Below are 18,596 nucleotides of genomic sequence, written 5' to 3'. Positions count from 1 at the left end.
CCCCCCGCGCGGCGGTCCCTCGGGGGGGGCCCCCCGGGGGGGGGGGCCCCCCCCGGCCCCCCCCCCCCCGACCCGGTCCTGCTGCTGGCCGACGAGCCGACCGGCGCGCTGGACAGCCACAGCACCACCGAGGTGCTGGCGCTGTTCGACGAGCTGAACGCGGCCGGCCGGACGGTCGTGGTGATCACCCACGAGGACGACGTGGCCGAGCACGCCAAGCGCGTGCTGCGGATGCGGGACGGGCGCATCGTGTCCGACGAGCGGGCGGCGGCCGTCGCCGGCCCGCCGCCGCGGCACACCGCCCCGGCGGCGCAGCCGTGAACCTGCTGCAGAGCCTGCAGTTCGCCGTGCGCGGGGTGGCGGCGAACAAGATGCGCTCCGTGCTGACGATGTCCGGCATCATCATCGGCGTCGCCAGCGTCATCATCCTGGTGGCCGTGGGCACCGGGGCCAGCGCGGCGGCCACCGAGTCGCTGAGCTCGCTGGGCAGCGACACGCTGACGATCACCCCCGGCGCCGACGACCGGGAGGCAGGCGACATCGGGCCACCGGACGGCGGAGGTCCGGGCGGAGGCGGTGCGGCGGACCTCTCGGGGACCGGCCCGGAGATCGACGGCGGCACCGACGTGCGGACCGCGGAGCTGACCCTGCAGGACGCCGAGGCGCTGCTGGACCCCGAACTGGCCCCCGACGTGGCCTCGGTCGCGCCGGTGGTCACGGCGAACGCGGTCACCGCGACCTACCGGGGCGAGTCGCACCCGATCGGCACCATGATCGGCTCCACCCCGAGCTACCTCGTCAACTCCGACGACACCGTGCAGGCCGGGGCCGTGCTCACCGACACCGACTACGCCGCCCGGAGCCGGTTCGCGCTGGTCGGCCCCACCGTGGCCAGGAACCTCGCCGGCGGCGACGGCCTGGCGCTGCTCGGCGAGGTCGTGCAGCTCGGCGGGGTGTCCTACCAGGTGGTCGGGATCCTGACCGAGAAGGGGTCCGACGGCCCCGGCGGCGACCAGGACGACCGGGTGATCGCCCCGCTGACCGCGGTGCAGGACACCCTCACCGGCTACGGGCCGCTGAGCAGCATCTCGGTCAAGGTCGGCGCGTCCGAGGCCGTCGACGCGGCCACCGCCCAGGTCACCGCGATCCTCGACACCCGCCACCGGACCGGCACCGGCACCTCCGACTTCACGATCTTCAGCGCGACCCAGATCCTGGAGGCCGTCGGCGAGATCACCGGCCTGCTCACCGTCATGCTCGGCGCGATCGCCGGCATCTCCCTGGTGGTCGGCGGCATCGGGGTCATGAACATCATGCTGGTCACCGTCACCGAGCGGACCCGCGAGATCGGCATCCGCAAGGCCGTCGGCGCGCAGCGCTCCGACGTCGTCGGGCAGTTCCTGCTGGAAGCGGTGATCCTGTCCATCTCCGGCGGCCTGATCGGCATCGCCATCGGGGTCGGGGTGGGCTCGCTGGAGGTGGCCGGCTTCCAGCTCATCGTCGCCCCGTCCTCGGTCGTGCTCGCCTTCGTCGTCTCGGTGGCGATCGGCCTGTTCTTCGGCATCTACCCGGCCAACAAGGCGGCGAAGCTGCGCCCCATCGACGCCCTCCGCCACGAGTGACCCAGGAGCGATGCGTGTCCCTCCCGCCCGAGCCACCCACCCCCTTCGAGGACCAGCCCACCGAGCGCCACCTGTTCGCCAAGGCTCCCGCCGGGTCGACGGCCGCTCCGACGGCGGACCCGACACCTGACGACCGGACCGACGACCCCGACGACCTGCTCGAACCGGACTGGGACCAGCCCCGCCGGTACAGCCGGCTCACCGTCGCGCTGGCCATCGGCATCCTCGTCGTGCTCGCGTTCGCCGCGGGTGCGTTCGTCGCGGGCGCGCTCGCCGGCCCGGCCGGCACCGCCTGCTACCCGCCCAGCGGGTCGCCCCCCGCCACGACCGGCGCCTGACCGGCGCCCCGCCGGGGCGAGGAGGCGGAGCCGGGGGTTCCTCGCAGAGGACGCACGTCGGTCAGGGCACGTGGTCCTCGTCGGTCGCGGGCCGGGCGCCCGCGGACGTCAGCCGCTCCGAGGCCGGTTGGCGGGCCAACCGGACCACGAGCAGGACGAGGACCGCGACCAGCGCCACCAGCACTGCCGTGCCGACGTTCAGTCCGACCCCGTTGATCAGCACGAAGGACAGCCCACCGGCGGCCAGGCAGTAGTAGGTCGTCGGGATGATCGTCTTGCGGATCAGGTCGCCCTCCCGGCCGAGCAGGCCCACCGTGGCCGAGGCCGCGACGACGTTGTGCACGGTGACCATGTTGCCGGCAGCACCGCCGACCGCCTGGGTGGCGACCACCGTCTCCGGGCTGGCCCCGATGTTCTCCGCGGTGGCGAACTGGAACAGCGAGAACGTCAGGTTGCTGACCGTGTTGCTGCCCGCGACGAACGCCCCCAGCGCCCCGATCCACGGCGCCAGCACCGGCCAGGACGTGCCGGCCAGCGCCGACGCCCCTTCCGCCAGGGTGATCGGCATGCTGGACAGGCCGGTGGAGTTGTACTCCGCCCCGGAGTTGATCAGGATCCGGACCAGGGGCAGCGCGAACAGCAGCGCCACCGCGGCCCCGGCCAGCTGGGCGGCCGACACCTTCCAGGCTCCGGCGATCGCCCGTCCACCCATCCGGTGCAGCCCGTAGGTGGCCAGGCACGCCACGACGAAGATGAACCCGGGCAGGTAGAACGGCTGCAGCGACTCCGAGATCCCGGTCCCGAAGATGTCGTCGACGTCGATGGTGATCCCGGACAGGAAGTCCTTGACCGGTGTGACCGTGCGGGTCAGCACCAGCAGCAGCGCCACCACGACGTAGGGCGACCAGGCCAGCCAGATGCTCATCCGCTTGCCGGCCACCTCGCTGGTGTCCGCCTCCAGGGTGCCGGTCCACCGGTCGGCCCAGCGCTCGCGCGGCGGGAAGTCCCAGGTCTGCTTGGGCATCAGGAACCCGCGGCTGGAGGTGAACATCACCAGGGCCAACCCGATCAGCCCGCCGAGCAGCGACGGGAACTCCGGGCCGAGCACCGCGGCCACGATCACGTACGGGACGGTCATGGCGAACGCGGCGTAGATGGCGAACGGCCAGACCCGCAGCCCGTCGCCGAACCGGCCGCCGAAGAAGCCGGTCAGCATGCACACCAGGAACAGCGGGATCAGGGTGCCGACCACCGCGTGCAGGATCGCCACGTCCAGACCGAGCACCTGCAGGTAGCCGGGCATGTCCAGGCCGAGCGCGGAGACCCGGGCCGCCACCGCCTGGTCCCCGGCCAATCCCTGGCCGAGCCCGGTCAGCACCGGCGTGCCCGCGGCGCCGAAGCTGACCGGAGTGCTCTGGATGACCAGACCGACCATCACCGCGGCCATCGCCGGGAAACCCAGCGCCAGCAGCAGCGGCGCCACCACCGCGGCCGGCGTGCCGAAGCCCGAGGCGCCCTCGATGAACGACCCGAACAGCCAGCCGATGATGATCGCCTGGACCCGGCGGTCCGCGCTCACCGTGGTGAACCCGGCGCGGATGGTGCCCAGGGCACCGCTGGCGGTGAGGGTCTGCAGCAGCAGCAGCGCCCCGAAGATGATGTAGAGCAGGCCGACCGCGATGATCAGGCCCTCGATGCTGGCGGCCGCGAGGGTCGCCGCGTCCATCCCCCAGACCAGGGCTCCGACCAGCACCGCGACCGCGAACCCGACCGGCATCGCGTACTTCGCCGGCCAGCGCAGCCCGACCAGCAGGACGGCCACCACCACGATCGGGGCGAGCGCGGCCAGGCTGAGCAGAGCGAGGTTGTCCACGTCGACGTCCCTCCAGCAGGTGATCAGCTGCGCAGCGTCGAGCGTCACACCCCCGTACGGATTCGACAAGCCCTACCGAAATGTCGTCCCCGACGGTAGCTTCGCTCGGTTGCGGTCGGTCACCGCGCGTGCGCGGACAGGACGGCGTCCATCACCCGCTCCTCGTGCGCCGGGTGTCGGCCTCCAGCAGGAACGGCAGCAGCATGTTCATCGCCGTCGACTGCCCGAACCGTTCACCCCGCGCAGCAGCAGGCGCCCGCCGGCGAAGTGCAGCGTCTCGTCCTCGTACTGGTAGACGTTCAGGATGCCGGCCCGAACCGGCCGCCACCGCACCGCGCTGGCCGGGGTCATGGACTCACCTCCCGGGATCGGGCGCGAGCTTGCCAGACCGGACCGACGAGATCGCCGATGGTCCCGGCGGGCGTTCCTCCCCCGCGCTCGGCCCCAACCTCGACATCGACGTCCCACTCGGTCTGCACGCCCGACGAGCCTGCCGGGTCACCTGACCGGTTCGAGGAGCGGCGCGTGGGATCCCTCCGCCAGCAGGTTCAGCCGCACCAGGTAGCGCCCCAGCGGCGTGAGCTCGATCGCCGTGCCCGGCACCGGGACGAGGGCCCAGGCCGGCCGGCCGGAGATGACGCCGGACCGGCGCAGCCGCTCGTCGGGTTCGACGTCCGCGCCGGTGGGCACGGTGGCGGCCACCGCACCCGCCTCGCCCGCGGCGAGCAGCCCGCCGCGGACCGCCGCGCCCACCATCACCGTCAGCACCTGCTCGTCGTCCGGCCCGTGATAAGCGGTGACCAGCTGGTCGACGAGGTCGCCGAGCGGTGCCGGTCCGGCGATCCGGTAGAGCTCACCGAGCGCCCTGGGTCCCCACGGTCGGGAGAACTCCGCCAGCTGCTGGGGTGGTATCGGACCGTCGCCGTCGGCAACGTGCTCCGGACCGGTTACCGCTATGTCAATGACGTCCTTCCAGAGCGCCAGGACGGCGTCCGGGTCGGAGGGCGGTCTCGTCGGCCAGGTCGACCCCTCCGAGCCCATGGCGATGAAGACCCGTTCGGCCAGCCGCCACCTCGACTCGTCGGCCACGGCCAGGGGGAACTTCGCCGCCGCCCGGTCGAGCTCCTTGCGCAGGGCGGCGCTGCGCGCGAACGTCCCGCACGATTCTCACCGAAGCGCTGTCGCGCATGCCCGCACCGTAGTCATGGCGCGCGTGCAGGCCGCCGGCACCAGCATGGCGCGTCGAGCGGTCGATATTCATCGCCCACCGGAAACCGCCTGTCGTGAACGGTCGTCCGGACAAGACGAGCGGTCCACGGAGCGCCCGTCCAGTTCAGCCCCACAAGAGGGGTGACCACCGGGCGGAGTCGTCGCGCCACTTGCCGCGGAAGACTTCTCGCCGCCGGTAATGGACACGGCATCGTCGGTAACGTTTCCTCGTCGGGGTGCGGGGAATTCGATGGGAGCGACCGTGACGGGGACGGGGTTGGGGCGGGTGGTCGCGGTGGCGCGCGATCTGGACGCGATCGCCGACGAGATTGAAATGCACAGGCAGGCGCGCCACCCGATCTACCTGCCGCCCGAACTGACCAGCGCGGCGCGCCGGATCGTCGCCGCGGCCGACCGGCCGCGCTCCCCGCTCGTCGCCGCCCTGACCCCGACCAGCGAGGCGATCCTGCAGGTCATGGACCCCTCCGAGGTGGTGACCGCGGCGATCATCCGCGATCGGCTGGCGAAGGCCGAGCACTTCGCATCGGCCACCGCGATCTCCGCGGCGCTGCACCACGCCTGCGTCCGCGGCGATCTCGTCAGTACGACCAGCGGCCGTTTCCGGCTGCCCACGGCGGAGGAAAGAAAGATCCTGGAAGCGAGCCGGGAAGGGGGCGCGAAATCCACCGGCGCCGCAGCAGCAGCGTCGCGCGGTAGCCGATCCGAGCGGGCAGCCGGAGATTCCTGACAACACCCGCCGGATGCTCCGGTTCGCTCGCACCACGCCACCCGAGGCACCATGCCCGCCATGGCATCGAGTGATCCGACGTCCCTCGCCGACGTCCGAGCCCGCATCGACGCCGTCGACGCCGACCTCGTCCGCCTGCTGGCCGACCGGGAGTCCCCCGTGCGCGCGGCAGCGGCCTCCAAGGCCGACGCGGACGCGGTCCGCGCGCCCGACCGGGTGCAGCAGGTGATCACCTCCGTGCGCGAGCGCGCCTCCGCGGCCGGCCTGTCGCCTGCCGTGGCCGAGGCCGTCTGGCGAGCCATGATCGCGGCGTTCATCGACCTGGAGCTCGACCAGCGCGCCAGGACGGAGCCCGGGAAGACCTCGGCCGGGCTACCCGAGCCCGACGTCGCCCGGGTGCGGAGCTGGTGCGAGGCCCGCGTACCGGAGCGCGTCCGCGATCAGATCCGGGTGGAGTGCGACGTCGCGCCACGACACCTGACCGTGGTCGAGTGCCGCCCGCCCTGGAAGGCGGACGCCGGCGCGGAGTGGACCAGGTTCCCCGTCGCCCGGATGCGCTACACCAAGGCCTCCCGGACCTGGTCGCTCTACTGGCGCGACCGCGACCTCCGCTTCCACCACTACGACCGGGTGGCACCCACGGACGACATCGGAGAGCTGCTCGCGGAGCTCGATCGGGACCCGACGGCCGTCTTCTGGGGCTGATCGCGCGGGCATCGAGAGGAACCGAGTCCTGCGGGATCGCCTGGCGATTCGCCGAGCTTGATCGTCGCGGAGGGGATCACCGGCGAGTGGATCGCCGGGCGCGTCTTCGACATCGAGCTTGAAGCCCCGGCGACGACGGTCGGATACGACGGGCGGTTCACCCAGGGCCGGCTCCGCGGCCACACCGTCGACGTCACGTGGTACCTCAAGCGCGAGGGCCGGCTCGACGTGGCGAGGACGACTGCCCCGGACCACTACCTCGTGCTGGCCGGCCCGCTCCTCGCGCCTGGGTCAGGTCGTAGCGTTCGCCCCACCTGGTGACCGTCAGCGCCCTCCAGGTGCGGGCTCGGCCAGCAACGGCGGCGCCGGCGCCAACCCGAGGGTCCGCGCCACGGCGACCGCGAAGTGGTCCGCCACCCCCTGCGCCGTCGCCACGTACTCGTCGTCCAGCGCCGTCAACCGGTCGTAGTACATGCTGATCGTCGCCACCAACGACTCGCCGTACAGCATCGGCAGCGTCAGCAGGCTGACGTACCCCTCGGCCCGCACCAGGTCGTGCGCCGCAGCCATCAGCGGGTCGGTGCGGGCGTCGGCGACCACCACGTGCAACCGCGTCGCCCACACCCGCTTGATCACGCCCTCGGTCCGCCCGTCGGCGATGCGGGCGATCAGCGCGTCGAGGTAGCGGAGGGAGACACCGCGCCGCTTGGCCACGTTCGACCCGGGACTGGCCCCCGGCGGGCTGGTGGCGATGAGGGCGCGGTCGGCGCCCAGGCCGGTGACGACGGCGTCGAGGATCGCTTCGGTGAGTTCGTCGAAGTTCGCGTAGCGCGGGGGGCCGATCATCAGGGCGGCCAGGGCTTCGGTGTCGATGCGGGGGCCGGGTGGGCCGCTGGGGCGGGCGGGGCCGCCGACCTCGCCGATCAGGTGGCAGGACTGCGCCGATCGCACGCCGGGGTGGCTCTCGACGACCTGGACCTGGAAGCGCAGGGCGGCGGCGTCGTCGGGGAACGACGCCGCGACCATGACGTCGGCCGAGCCGGTGATGAGGTTCACCCGGTCGACCTCGGGCTGGGTGGCCAGGGACTCGGCCACCTGGAAGCGGCGGCCGGGCTCGGTGTGCAGCAGGTAGACCATCCGGCTGGGTTGGGTCTGCTCGACCAGTTCGGCGCTGACGGTGAGCCCGTGGTCGGCCACCAGGCGGGCGATGCGGCTGCGGACGGTCTTCTCCGACACCCCCACGAGCTTGGCCAGCTCGACGTTCGGGGCGCGGCCGTCCTGTTTCAAGGCGGTGATCAGAGCCCGATCCAAGTCGTCCAGATCTCGGCGTCGTTCCCGTCCAGGCACCTTGACACCCGCCCCCCGCTGAGCAAAACTCCCGAAATCGGCACTTAGTCGTCATATCGCGCCGATATTCGACTCTAGCACTCCCCCCGCGACCGCTGGCAATCGCCCATGCGGGGTCCCGCAACGACGCGCATGGAGGACGGATGTCCGCACTGATCGCACGCCGCCGAACGAGGGCTGCCGTCGGGGCCGCCGCGGTGCTGGGCGTGGTGCTGGCCGGATGCGGGGGTGGCGGCCGGGAGCCCGAGGCGGCCGCCGGGCCGGGGGCCTCGGTCGGGACCGCCCCGACCGGGCCGGCCGACCCGAACGCCACCCTGCGGTTCAGCTACGCCACCGACGCCAGCAAGAACTACGACCCGGCCACCGCGGCCAACCAGTTCGTCAACGCGTTCCTGCTGCCCGCCTACGACCGGCTCTTCGACATCGACGCGCAGGGCACGGTGGTGCCGATGCTCGCCGAGAGCTCGCAGGTCACCGACGAGGGCCGCACCCTGACCCTCACCCTGCGCGAGGGCGTGCTCTTCCACGACGGCACGCCGTTCGACGCCGCGGCGGTCAAGGCGAACATCGAGCGCGGCAAGACCGCCGAGCGCTCCTCCCTCAAGCCCGACCTGGCCGTGGTCGAGGCGGTTGAGGTGATCGACCCGAGGACGGTCGCGCTGCGGCTGTCCGCGCCGTCCTCCTCGCTGCCCGCGCTGCTGGCCGACCGGGCCGGGATGATGGTCTCCCCCGCCGCGTTCTCGAACGCCGACCTCGACCTGAAGCCGGTCGGCGCCGGTCCGTACCGGGTGACCGAGGACCAGCCGGGCGCCCTGGTCGTCTACGAGAAGTTCGATCAGTACTGGAACGCCGAGGCCACCGCGGACGCGGTCAAGCGCATCGAGATGCGCATCCAGCTCAACCCCGAGACGCGGCTGCGCTCGGTGGGCGCCGGCGAGTTCGACGCCACCGCGATCAACCTCGACCAGTACGACGCGGCCACCGCCGCCGGCGGGCAGGTGCTGGTGCAGCCGGGCACCGGGGCGTTCCTGGTGTACCTGAACATGGCCAAGAACCCGGCGCTGGCCGACCCGGCGGTGCGCGAGGCGCTGTCGATGGCCATCGACCGGGCCGGGATCTCGCAGGCCATCCTCGGCGGCCAGTGCACGGCCTCCCCGCAGATCTTCCCGGAGGGCTACTGGGCGGCCGCGACCGATCTCGGCCCGGAGGCGTCGACCTTCGACGTGGCCGCGGCCAAGCAGAAGCTCGCCGACGCCGGCTTCCCCAACGGCTTCGCGATGTCCATGACGGTGATCAACGTGGCCCCGTACTCGACCGTGGCCGAGGCCGTGGCCAGCCAGTTCGGCCAGATCGGGGTGACGGTCGACCTGCAGGTCGCCGAGCCGGCGCAGGTGATCGCCGGGTTCACCGGGCAGAAGACGGTCGACTCCTACGTCTCGCAGTGGCCCGGCGCGGTCGACCCGGCCCGCACGGTCGGCTCGCTGTTCCTGGCCGGGGGCACGTTCAACCCCGGTGGCACGCAGGACGAGGAGATCGCCCGGCTGGCCCAGGAGGGCCTGGCCACCCCGGAGGGCGAGGCCCGGGCGAAGGTCTACCAGCAGATCGCGGCCCGCGCGGTGGAGCAGCACATCCAGCTGCCGATCTGCAGCTCGCCGGTGCTGCTGATGGCCTCGCCGCAGGTGCGCGGGCTGACCACGACCATCGCCGGGGCGCCCGACCTGCGCGCGGTCGAGCTGGCGGCGGGCTGAGGCGTGCTGCGACTGGTCGCGACCCGGCTGCTGACCCTGCTGCTGCTGGTCTGGATCGTCTCGATCGCGGTGTTCGCCCTGGTGCTGCTCATCCCGGGCGACCCGACCAGCACCCTGCTCGGCGACAACGCCACCCCCGAGCAGGTGGCCACGCTGCGGGCCAGCATGGGCCTGGACGACCCGCTGATCGTCCGCTACGGCGACTGGCTGGGCGGGGCGCTGGGCGGCGATCTGGGCACCTCGATGCTGACCAGCTACCCGGTCACCCAGGCCATCACCGACCGGATCGGGATCACCGTCTCGCTGGTGGTGCTGTCGCTGGTCGTCTCGGTGGTGGTCGGGCTGGCCATCGGGGTGCTGGCCGCGGTGCGCCAGGGCGGGGTGTTCGACCGGATCGCGCTGCTGGGCAGCTCGGTCGGGATCGCGATGCCCAACTTCTGGCTCGGCCTGGTGCTGGTCACGTTCCTGGGCGCCGAGCTCGGGCTGTTCCCGACCAGCGGCTACGTCGACCTCGGCGCCGACCCGGCGCAGTGGGCCGCGCACCTGGCGCTGCCGGTGGTCACGCTGGCCGCGGGCGGGGCCGCCGAGATCGCCCGGCAGGCCAGGGCGAGCGTGGTCGACACACTGCAGCTCGACTTCGTGCGCACCCTGCACGCGAAGGGGCTGAGTCCGCTCAGCATCGTCGGCAAGCACGCCCTGCGCACCGCGCTGATCCCGGTGATCACCGTGATCGGCCTGCAGGTCAGCCGGCTGTTCGGGCTGTCGGTGCTGGTCGAGGCGGTGTTCGCGCTGCCGGGCATCGGCTCGCTGATGGTCCAGTCGGTCTTCGACCGCGACATCCCGATGGTGCAGGGCACCGTGCTGCTGGCCACCGTCGTCGTGGTCACGGTGAACCTGCTGGTCGACCTGTCCTACGGCTGGCTCAACCCGAAGGCGGCGCTCACCTCATGACCGCCGACGTACTTCCTCCCGCGGAGGCGGCATCGTGACAGCTCTCGTCGAGAAGGCCCTACCGGCCACCCCGCCGGAGTCGGCGTGGAGGGCGTTCCGGCGCCGCTTCGGCCGCCAGCGCCTGGCGGTGGTGATGGCCGGCGTGCTGGGCGTGCTGGTGCTGATCGCGGTGCTGGCGCCGTGGATCACCCCGCAGGACCCGAACGCGCAGACCCTGCTCGACCGGCTCGACGCCCCCGGCGCCGAGCACTGGCTCGGCGCCGACGACCTGGGGCGCGACGTGGCGTCGCGGCTGATCGTGGCGACCAGGGTGACGATCTACGCGGGAGCCCTGGCCACCGTGGTCAGCATGGTGATCGGGCTGCCGTTCGGACTGCTCGCCGGCTACCTGCGGGGCTGGACCGACGCCGTGCTCAGCCGGATCGCCGACGCGCTGATGGCGATCCCGCCGCTGCTGTTCGCGATGGCCATCGTCGCGGTGCTCGGCCGCGGGGTGACCAACGCGATGATCGCGATCGGGATCGTGACCGCGCCGCGGTTCTTCCGGATGGCCCGCGGGGTCGCACTGGTCATCCGCGAGGAGACCTACATCGAGGCGGCCCGCTCCATCGGCTGCCCCACCTCAACGATCGTGCGCACCCACGTACTGCCGAACATGGCCTCCCCGCTGATCGTGCAGGTCTCGATCACCATGGGGTTCGCCATCCTGTTCGAGGCCGGCCTGTCCTTCCTGGGCCTGGGCGTGCAGCCACCGGACGCCTCCTGGGGCTCGATGCTGCAGCGCTCCACCCAGTTCGCCGGCGAGGCGCCGTGGCTGGTGCTGCTGCCCGGGCTGGCGATCCTGCTGACCGTGCTGGCCCTGAACACCGTCGGCGACGCCGTGCGCGACTCGGTCGGCCGCGAGAACCGGAGGCTCGTGTGAAAGCGCCCGTGCTGGAGCCCGTACTGGATGTGCGCGACCTGGTGGTGGAGGTCGGCACCGCGCACGGCCCGCTGGTCGTCGTCGACGGGGTGAGCCTGGCGGTCGCCCCGGGCGAGACGCTCGGGCTGGTCGGCGAGTCCGGCTCGGGCAAGACGCTCACCGCGCTGGCCGTGATGCGCCTGCTCGGCTCGTCGGCGCGGATCGCAGGCGGGCAGGTGCTGCTGGAGGGCACCGACCTGACCACGCTGGGCGTCAAGCAGATGCGCGAGGTGCGCGGCGGCCGGATCGGGATGGTGTTCCAGGAGCCGATGACCGCGCTCGACCCGGCCTACACCGTCGGCGAGCAGGTCGCCGAGACCGTGCGCCGGCACCGGCGGGTGCCGCGCAAGCAGGCGTGGAAGCGGGCGGTCGAGCTGTTGGACCGGGTCGGCATCCCGTCGCCGGAGCGCCGCGCGCGGGACTACCCGCACCACTTCTCCGGCGGCATGCGCCAGCGGGTGGTGATCGCGATGGCGCTGTCCTGCGACCCGGTCGTGCTGCTGGCCGACGAGCCGACGACCGCGCTGGACGTCACGGTGCAGGAGCAGATCCTCACCCTGCTGGCCGGGCTGCGCGACGAGTCCGGGCTGGCGCTGCTGTTCATCTCCCACGACCTGGGGGTGATCGCCGACATCTGCGACCGGGTCGCGGTGATGTACGCCGGGCAGGTCGTGGAGACCGCACCGGTGCACGACCTGTTCGCGGCGCCGCGCCATCCCTACACCGACGCGCTGCTGCACTGCGTGCCCGGCGCCGCCGGCACCCGGCTGGCCACGATCCCGGGCACCGTCCCGGCGTTCGACGCGCTGCCGCCCGGTTGCCGGTTCGCCCCGCGCTGCGCGCACGTCGCACCGGGCTGCGACGACGGGCCGGTGGCGCTGGAGATCGTCGACCCCGCCCACCGGGCCCGCTGCGTCCGACTCGACGAACTGGCGGAGGTGGCGTCGTGACCGCACTGCTGGAGGTCAGCAACCTGGCCAAGGCGTTCCCGGCCCGGCGCACCGGCTTCGGCCGCGCGCGGGCGTGGGTGCACGCCGTGCGCGACGTCTCGTTCGCCGTCGAGCACGGTCGCACCCTCGGGGTGGTCGGCGAGTCCGGCTCCGGGAAGTCCACCGCGGCCCGGCTGCTGCTCGGGCTGGTCCGCCCGGACGCCGGCACCGTGCGCCTGGGCGAGGTCGACGTGCTCGCGGCCAGGGGCGCCGACCTGCACGCCCTGCGCCGCCGGATGCCGATGGTGTTCCAGGACCCGTACTCGTCGCTGGACCCGACCTGGGTGGTGCGCGACATCGTCACCGAGCCGCTGCGGCTGGTCGGTGAGCGCTCCCGCCCGGTGCTGGGCGCCCGCGCCGAGGAACTCCTGGAGCTGGTCGGGCTGGCCCCGGCGTTCGCCCGCCGCTACCCGCACGAGCTCTCCGGCGGGCAGCGCCAGCGGATCGCCCTGGCCAGGGCGCTGGCCTGCGAGCCCGACCTGGTGGTGCTGGACGAGGCCGTCGCCGCGCTGGACGTCTCGACCCGGGCCGGGATCATCAACCTGCTGCAGGACCTGCAGGACCGCCTCGGCGTCGGGTACCTGTTCATCTCCCACGACCTGGCGCTGGTCCGGGTGGTCAGCCACGACCTGGCCGTGATGTACCTGGGCCGGATCGTGGAGAGCGGCCCGACCGAGCAGGTCTACGCCCGGCCCGCGCACCCCTACACGCGCGCGCTGATCGCCGCGGCGCCCGTCCCGGACCCGGTGGTGCAACGCGCGCGCGACCGGCCCCCGGTGCGCGGCGAGGTGCCCAGCGCGCTGGCCGTGCCCAGCGGCTGCGCGTTCCACACCCGCTGCCCGCTGGCCACCGACGTCTGCCGCACCACCGAGCCGCCCGAGGTCGCGATCGCGCCCGGGCACACCGCGGCCTGCCACCACACCGAATCCGTTCCCGGCCCGCGCAGCGAGCCGGTGCCCGAACCCGTACTGAAGGGGACCTCGTGAGCACACTGGACTACCGCAAGGGCCTGCACGACCTCGGCGACGGCTGCCACTCCTGGATGCTGCCCGACGGCAGCTGGGGCTGGAGCAACTCCGGGCTGATCACCGGCTCGGGCACCTCGCTCATGGTCGACACCCTGTTCGACCTGGCGCTGACCCGGGAGATGCTGGCCGGGATCGCGCCGGTCACCGACAAGCACCCGCTGGCGACCCTGGTCAACACCCACTCCGACGGCGACCACGTGTTCGGCAACGAGCTGGTCGCCGAGCGCGGCGTGGAGATCATCGCCTCGGCCGCGGCGGCCGAGCTGATGACCCAGGGCGCCGTGGAGTCGATCGCCTCGCTCAAGCGGCGCTCCGACGTGCTGGGCGACTTCGCCCGGTCGATCTTCGGACCGTTCGAGTTCGAGGGCATCACCGCCACCGGGCCCGACCGCACGTTCTCCGGCGAGCTGAGCCTCGACGTGGGCGGCCGGGAGGTGCAGCTGATCCAGGTGGGCCCGGCGCACACCCCCGGCGACGTGCTGGTCCTGGTCCCGGACGCGAAGCTGCTCTACGCCGGCGACATCCTGTTCGTCGGCGGCACCCCGATCGCCTGGGCCGGCCCGATCGACCGCTGGATCGCCGCGCTGGACCTGATCCTGGACATGGACGTCGACCGGATCGTGCCGGGCCACGGCCCGGTCTCGGGCAAGTCCGAGGTCCGCGACATGCGCGAGTACCTGGTGTTCGTGGAGAAGGAGTCGCGCAAGCGGTTCGAGCAGGGCCTCGTCGTGGACGACGCGATCGCCTCGATCGACCTGGGTAGGTGGGCCGAGATGCCCGAGCACGGCCGCCTGGCCCAGAACGTCATCAACGTCTACCAGCAGCTCGACCCGAGCCTGCCGCGCCCGGACCGGTTCACGGTGCTGGAGCGGATCGCCGCGCTGGAGGGCTTCAAAGCCCCCACGACAGAAGGAGCGAACTGATGCGCTTCGTCACCTACGCCTCCCCCGCGGGCGACGACCGGGTCGGCCTGGTCGACGGCGAGGACGTGCACGGCCTGGAGCCGGGCACCACGCTGCTCGACCTGCTCGACGCCGACGGGCTCCAGGAGGCCGGGGAGCGGGCCACGGCGTCGCCCAGCGAGACCGTGGCGCTGGACGGGCTCACCCTGCGCGCCCCCCTGCAGCCGCGCTCGATCCGCGACTGCACCGGCTTCCTCCAGCACCTGCGCAACTGCCAGGGCGCCGCCGACATCCCGGTCGACGAGCGCAACGAGCAGTTCCCGGCGTTCTACTTCTCCAACGTCGCCGCCGTCGTCGGCCCGCACGACGACGTGCCGATCTCGCCGGGCTGCGAGCGGTTCGACTACGAGCTCGAGGTCTGCGCGGTGATCGGCAAGCCCGGCTCGACCATCGCGCTGGACCGGGCCGAGGAGCACATCGCCGGCTACATGCTGCTGTGCGACTGGAGCGCGCGCGACCTGCAGATGAACGAGATGGCGCTGCGGCTGGGCCCGGCCAAGGGCAAGGACGGCGCCAACACCCTGGGCCCGATGCTGGTCACCCCGGACGAGATCGATCCCTACCGCAGCCGCAACGCCTTCGACCTGGGTATGACCGGCTACGTCAACGGCGAGCTGGTCAGCGAGGGCCGCTGGGACTCGATCGACTGGGGCTTCCCGGACATGATCACCTACACCTCGCGGGGCACCCACCTGCGTCCCGGCGACGTGATCGGCTCGGGCACCGTGCCGTCCGGGTGCCTGTTCGAGCACTTCGCCATGCGGCCCGACGAGTTCCGCGGCTGGTTGCAGCCCGGCGACGAGGTGCGGCTGGTGATCGAGCAGCTCGGTGAGATCCGGCACCGGGTCGTGGCCGGGGTCAAGGCCGAGCCGCTGAGCTCGGGGTACTGAGATGACGGTCCCCGCGACGACGACCGTCCCCGCCGACCTGACCCTGCGGCAGCTGTTCGTCGGCGCGCTGGACCGGTTCGGCGACCGGCCGGCCGTCGTCGCCGGGGGCCGCACCTGGAGCTACGCCGAGCTGGTCCGCGACGCGAACCGGCTGGCCCACGTGCTGGTCGCCGCCGGGGTCGGCCCCGGCACCCCGGTGGCGATCATGATGTCCAACCGGGCCGAGTACCTGGTGGCCGACCAGGCCGTGCTGCGGGTGGGCGCGGCGAAGGTGCCCGTCAACGACATGCTCTCGACGTCGGAGATCGGCTACGCGCTGCGCGACTCGGGCGCGGTGGTCGCGCTGGCCGACGAGGGCCTGGTGGACGCCGCGCTGGCCGCCGGATCGCCCGCGCTGAGCACGGTGATCGTGACCGGCGACCCGGTCCCCGGCACCGGGTCCTGGGACGAGGTGCTCGCCGGCGCCCCCGACACCGGGCCCCCGGATGTCGCGGTGAGCGGCTCGGACGTCGGGCTGATCGCCTACACCGGCGGCACCACCGGCCGGCAGAAGGGCGTGGTGCACACCCAGCGCGGGCTGGCCGTGAACATCCTCGCCCACGTGATCGAGATGGGGCTGCTCGACGACGAGCGGCTGCTGCTGACCTCGCCGTTGCCGCACTCGGCGGGCTACCTCACCCAGGCCGGGCTGCTCAAGGGCGCGCTGCACTTCGTCGAGCGCCGCTTCGACCCCGACCTGGTGCTCGACCGCATCGAGCGGGACCGGGCCACGTTCCTGTTCATGGTGCCGACCATGATCTACCGGGTGCTCGACCGGGCCGAGGGCCGCGAGGTCGACCTGTCGTCGCTGCGCACCATCCTCTACGGCGCGGCACCGATCACCCTGGAACGCCTCGAGCAGGGGCTGCGCCGGTTCGGACCGGTGTTCATGCAGCTCTACGGGCAGACCGAGGCCCCGAACTTCCTCACCCGGCTCACCCGCGAGGACCACGACCTCGCCCACCCCGAGCGGTTGACCAGCTGCGGGCGGGCCACCGCGCTGGCCGGGATCGCCGTGCTCGACGACGACGGCGAACCGGTCGCCACCGGGCAGGCCGGGGAGGTCTGCGCCCGCGCGCCCTACGTCATGTCGGGCTACCTCGGCATGCCGGACAAGTCGGCCGAGACCCTGCGCGGCGGCTGGCTGCACACCGGCGACCTGGGCCGCCTCGACGCCGAGGGCTACCTGCACCTGCTCGACCGCAAGCACGACATGATCATCTCCGGCGGCATGAACGTCTACTCGACCGAGGTGGAGAATGTCGTGCAGGCCTGCCCCGGCGTCGCCCAGGTCGCCGTCGTCGGGATCCCGCACCCGGACTGGGGCGAGGCCGTCGTCGCCCTCGTCGTCCCCACCGCCGACGGCTTCGACGAACCCGCCACGATCGCCGCCTGCCGTGCCGAACTCGCCGCCTACAAGCGCCCGAAGGCGTACCGCACGGTCGCCGAGCTCCCCGTCACGGCGTTCGGGAAGATCGACAAGAAGGCCCTGCGCAGCGGCTGGTCGGGCGAGCTGCCCTGAGCCGGCGCCGCCGAGCTCGCGAGCTCGCTCACGCCCCGCCAAGCTCGACCGCGTACGAGGTGATGGTGCGCAGCGCCTCCCCGTCGAACTCGTAGATGTCGCACGACGACACGACCGAGGTGCGGCCGGTCGGGTCGCTGTAGCGGGCCACCACGTCGACCGCGACGGCGTCCACCCCGGCCACCACCCGGAACCGGTCGAACGTGGTCGTGGACGCGGCGAACCCTTCGGCGGCGTCCCGGCAGAGCGCGACGATGGCGTCGCGGCCCTCGACGGTCGTCTGGCCGACCAGCACCCAGCGGGCGTCGTCGGCGAGGTGCCCGAACACGTCCTCGAAGCGGTGCGCGGAGAACGCCTCGGCGGTGTCGCGGATGGTGCTCATGTCCTGTCCCCTCGCCGCAGCGGCCGGGTTCGTCACGTCCGACCGGGCTCCGACGCGGTGGCCGCGGCCTCCCGCGCGTCACACGATGTGCGACTCGGGCCGCCCACCCGTCGCACCGTGGAAGCGGTCCGCGGACAGCGGGCTGGTGTCGACGAACGGGGTCCGGTCGAGGTGCAGGTCGCGCACGACCTCGCCGACCGCGGGTGCCTGCAGGAAGCCGTGCCCGGAGAACCCGGTGGCGTACAGGACGTTCGGGGTGGTCGAGGACCGGCCGATCAGGGCGTTGTGGTCGGGGGTGACCTCGTAGAGGCCCGCCCAGCCGCGGCCCAGCCCGACGTCGAGCAGGCCCGGTGTGCGGGCACCGATCGCCGCGCCCAGGCGCGGCAGCCACCGCTGGGAGTAGGCGAGGTCGAAGCCGGGCTCCTGGTCCGGGTCCGACATGCCCAGCAGCAGGCCGCGGCCCTCCCGGTGGAAGTAGTATGTGGTGGCGAAGTCGATCGTGAAGGGCACCACCGGCGGCAGGTCCGGGATCGCCTCGGTGACCAGGATCTGCCTGCGCAGGGGCGTGACGGGCAGCGCGGTGCCGACCATCTCGCCGATCGCCCGCGACCACGCCCCGGCCGCGATGACCACCGTCCCCGCGGTGATCGGGCCCTGGTCGGTGCGCACGGTCCGCACCTCGCCCGCGACGACGTCGATGCCGGTCACCCCCACCCCGGTGAGCAGCGTGGCGCCGTGCCGCCGGGCGGCACCGGCGTAGCCGAGCACGACCGACTCCGGGGTGCAGTGGCCGTCGCCGGGCGAGAACGCCGCGGCCAGCAGCCCGTCCGTCGCGATCAACGGGGACAGCGCGGCGGCCTCGGCGACGTCGATCATGCGACTGTCGACGCCGAGCTCGTTCTGCAGCGCGACGTCGGCGGCGAAGGAGGCGACGTCCTGCGGCGACGACAGCAGGAACAGGTACCCGACGCGGTGCAGGTCGATCTCCTGGCCGGGCCGCTCGCCGAACCGGGCGAAGGCCTCCAGGCTGCGCGCGCCCAGCTCGATGTTGATCCGGTCGGAGAACTGGGCGCGCACACCACCCGCCGCCTTGCCCGTGGACCCGTGGCCCAGCTCGTCGCGTTCGAGCAGCACGACGTCGGAGACACCGGCCTCGGCGAGGTGGAAGGCGATGCTGGTGCCGATCGCGCCACCGCCCACGACGACGACCTCGGCCCGGTTGGGGAGCACGCGGGGAGCGGGCACGGCGGGTCTCCTCCGGGGGTGCGGGGCGCGTGGCGTC

The 18,596-nt window shown here is 72.9% G+C and carries 19 protein-coding genes and 1 pseudogene; 14 read left to right on the top strand and 6 right to left on the bottom strand.

What is annotated here, in order from left to right:
• The 3 genes and pseudogenes from KDL28_RS26410 to KDL28_RS26400 form a co-directional block, all read left to right on the top strand.
• Positions 1-321, top strand: a pseudogene (locus KDL28_RS26410) (hypothetical protein); the annotation flags it as partial.
• A complete protein-coding gene (locus KDL28_RS26405; RefSeq protein WP_252442642.1) occupies positions 318-1,622 on the top strand; it encodes an ABC transporter permease in 1,305 nt (434 codons plus the stop codon). The pseudogene KDL28_RS26410 and the gene KDL28_RS26405, both read left to right, overlap by 4 nt.
• 14 nt (positions 1,623-1,636) lie before the next feature.
• On the top strand, positions 1,637-1,960 hold the full coding sequence (locus KDL28_RS26400; RefSeq protein WP_252442640.1) for a hypothetical protein: 324 nt from the start codon (positions 1,637-1,639) through the stop codon (positions 1,958-1,960).
• A 61-nt stretch (positions 1,961-2,021) separates the two neighbouring features.
• Here the strand turns inward: KDL28_RS26400 and KDL28_RS26395 are convergent, their stop codons facing one another.
• The 3 genes from KDL28_RS26395 to KDL28_RS26385 form a co-directional block, all read right to left on the bottom strand.
• A complete protein-coding gene (locus KDL28_RS26395; RefSeq protein ID WP_252442638.1) occupies positions 2,022-3,833 on the bottom strand; it encodes an L-lactate permease in 1,812 nt (603 codons plus the stop codon).
• 207 nt (positions 3,834-4,040) lie between these two features.
• Positions 4,041-4,184: a hypothetical protein gene (locus KDL28_RS26390; protein WP_252442636.1), complete on the bottom strand. Its 144-nt coding sequence runs from the start codon at positions 4,182-4,184 to the stop codon at positions 4,041-4,043.
• A gap of 147 nt (positions 4,185-4,331) precedes the next feature.
• Entirely contained in the window at positions 4,332-4,922 is a 591-nt protein-coding gene (locus KDL28_RS26385) for a hypothetical protein (RefSeq protein ID WP_252442633.1), read from the bottom strand.
• A gap of 415 nt (positions 4,923-5,337) precedes the next feature.
• On the opposite strand from KDL28_RS26385, the gene KDL28_RS26380 reads away from it, so the two are divergent.
• From KDL28_RS26380 to KDL28_RS26370, 3 genes are read left to right on the top strand one after another with little or no spacing between them, the layout of a single operon-like run.
• Positions 5,338-5,790, top strand: coding sequence for a hypothetical protein (locus KDL28_RS26380; protein WP_252442630.1), 453 nt, complete (start codon positions 5,338-5,340; stop codon positions 5,788-5,790).
• A gap of 60 nt (positions 5,791-5,850) precedes the next feature.
• Positions 5,851-6,495, top strand: a complete 645-nt coding sequence (locus tag KDL28_RS26375) for a DUF3024 domain-containing protein (RefSeq protein WP_252442628.1) — start codon at positions 5,851-5,853, stop codon at positions 6,493-6,495.
• Between the two features lie 57 nt (positions 6,496-6,552).
• Positions 6,553-6,816 carry a hypothetical protein gene (locus KDL28_RS26370; RefSeq protein WP_252442626.1) on the top strand — a complete coding sequence of 88 codons (264 nt, stop codon included), beginning with the start codon at positions 6,553-6,555 and terminating at the stop codon, positions 6,814-6,816.
• Positions 6,817-6,819: 3 nt separating this feature from the next.
• Here KDL28_RS26370 and KDL28_RS26365 read toward each other — a convergent pair whose 3' ends face one another.
• Positions 6,820-7,842, bottom strand: coding sequence for an AsnC family transcriptional regulator (locus KDL28_RS26365; protein ID WP_308216066.1), 1,023 nt, complete (start codon positions 7,840-7,842; stop codon positions 6,820-6,822).
• A 143-nt stretch (positions 7,843-7,985) separates the two neighbouring features.
• Here KDL28_RS26365 and KDL28_RS26360 point away from each other — a divergent pair, with 143 nt between their 5' ends.
• The 8 genes from KDL28_RS26360 to KDL28_RS26325 are packed head-to-tail and all read left to right on the top strand — an operon-like array spanning position 7,986 to position 16,932.
• Positions 7,986-9,590 (top strand): ABC transporter substrate-binding protein, encoded by a 1,605-nt coding sequence (locus KDL28_RS26360; protein WP_252442618.1) that lies wholly within the window; start codon positions 7,986-7,988, stop codon positions 9,588-9,590.
• Between the two features lie 3 nt (positions 9,591-9,593).
• The gene (locus KDL28_RS26355) at positions 9,594-10,541 is read left to right on the top strand and encodes an ABC transporter permease (RefSeq protein ID WP_252442616.1); all 948 of its coding nucleotides are present in this window, start codon (positions 9,594-9,596) and stop codon (positions 10,539-10,541) included.
• Positions 10,542-10,575: 34 nt separating this feature from the next.
• Positions 10,576-11,463, top strand: coding sequence for an ABC transporter permease (locus KDL28_RS41705; protein ID WP_252442614.1), 888 nt, complete (start codon positions 10,576-10,578; stop codon positions 11,461-11,463).
• 8 nt (positions 11,464-11,471) lie between these two features.
• Positions 11,472-12,452, top strand: coding sequence for an ABC transporter ATP-binding protein (locus KDL28_RS26345; RefSeq protein ID WP_252442612.1), 981 nt, complete (start codon positions 11,472-11,474; stop codon positions 12,450-12,452).
• Positions 12,449-13,477: an ABC transporter ATP-binding protein gene (locus KDL28_RS26340; RefSeq protein ID WP_252442610.1), complete on the top strand. Its 1,029-nt coding sequence runs from the start codon at positions 12,449-12,451 to the stop codon at positions 13,475-13,477. Before KDL28_RS26345 ends, KDL28_RS26340 begins: the two co-directional genes overlap by 4 nt.
• The gene (locus KDL28_RS26335) at positions 13,474-14,442 is read left to right on the top strand and encodes an MBL fold metallo-hydrolase (protein WP_252442608.1); all 969 of its coding nucleotides are present in this window, start codon (positions 13,474-13,476) and stop codon (positions 14,440-14,442) included. Before KDL28_RS26340 ends, KDL28_RS26335 begins: the two co-directional genes overlap by 4 nt.
• Positions 14,442-15,371, top strand: coding sequence for a fumarylacetoacetate hydrolase family protein (locus tag KDL28_RS26330; RefSeq protein WP_252442606.1), 930 nt, complete (start codon positions 14,442-14,444; stop codon positions 15,369-15,371). Before KDL28_RS26335 ends, KDL28_RS26330 begins: the two co-directional genes overlap by 1 nt.
• A 1-nt stretch (position 15,372) precedes the next feature.
• Entirely contained in the window at positions 15,373-16,932 is a 1,560-nt protein-coding gene (locus KDL28_RS26325; RefSeq protein WP_252442604.1) for an AMP-binding protein, read from the top strand.
• Positions 16,933-16,960: 28 nt separating this feature from the next.
• Here KDL28_RS26325 and KDL28_RS26320 read toward each other — a convergent pair whose 3' ends face one another.
• The gene (locus KDL28_RS26320) at positions 16,961-17,314 is read right to left on the bottom strand and encodes a nuclear transport factor 2 family protein (RefSeq protein ID WP_252442602.1); all 354 of its coding nucleotides are present in this window, start codon (positions 17,312-17,314) and stop codon (positions 16,961-16,963) included.
• A gap of 78 nt (positions 17,315-17,392) precedes the next feature.
• Complete coding sequence (locus KDL28_RS26315; RefSeq protein ID WP_252442600.1) at positions 17,393-18,559, bottom strand: NAD(P)/FAD-dependent oxidoreductase; 1,167 nt, start codon at positions 18,557-18,559, stop codon at positions 17,393-17,395.
• Positions 18,560-18,596: the final 37 nt, after the last annotated feature.

Source organism: Pseudonocardia humida, from assembly GCF_023898865.1.
Taxonomy (GTDB): domain Bacteria; phylum Actinomycetota; class Actinomycetes; order Mycobacteriales; family Pseudonocardiaceae; genus Pseudonocardia; species Pseudonocardia humida.
The sequence above is the reverse complement of the archived record's forward strand: the minus strand, read 5'-3'. Positions and strand labels throughout refer to the sequence as shown.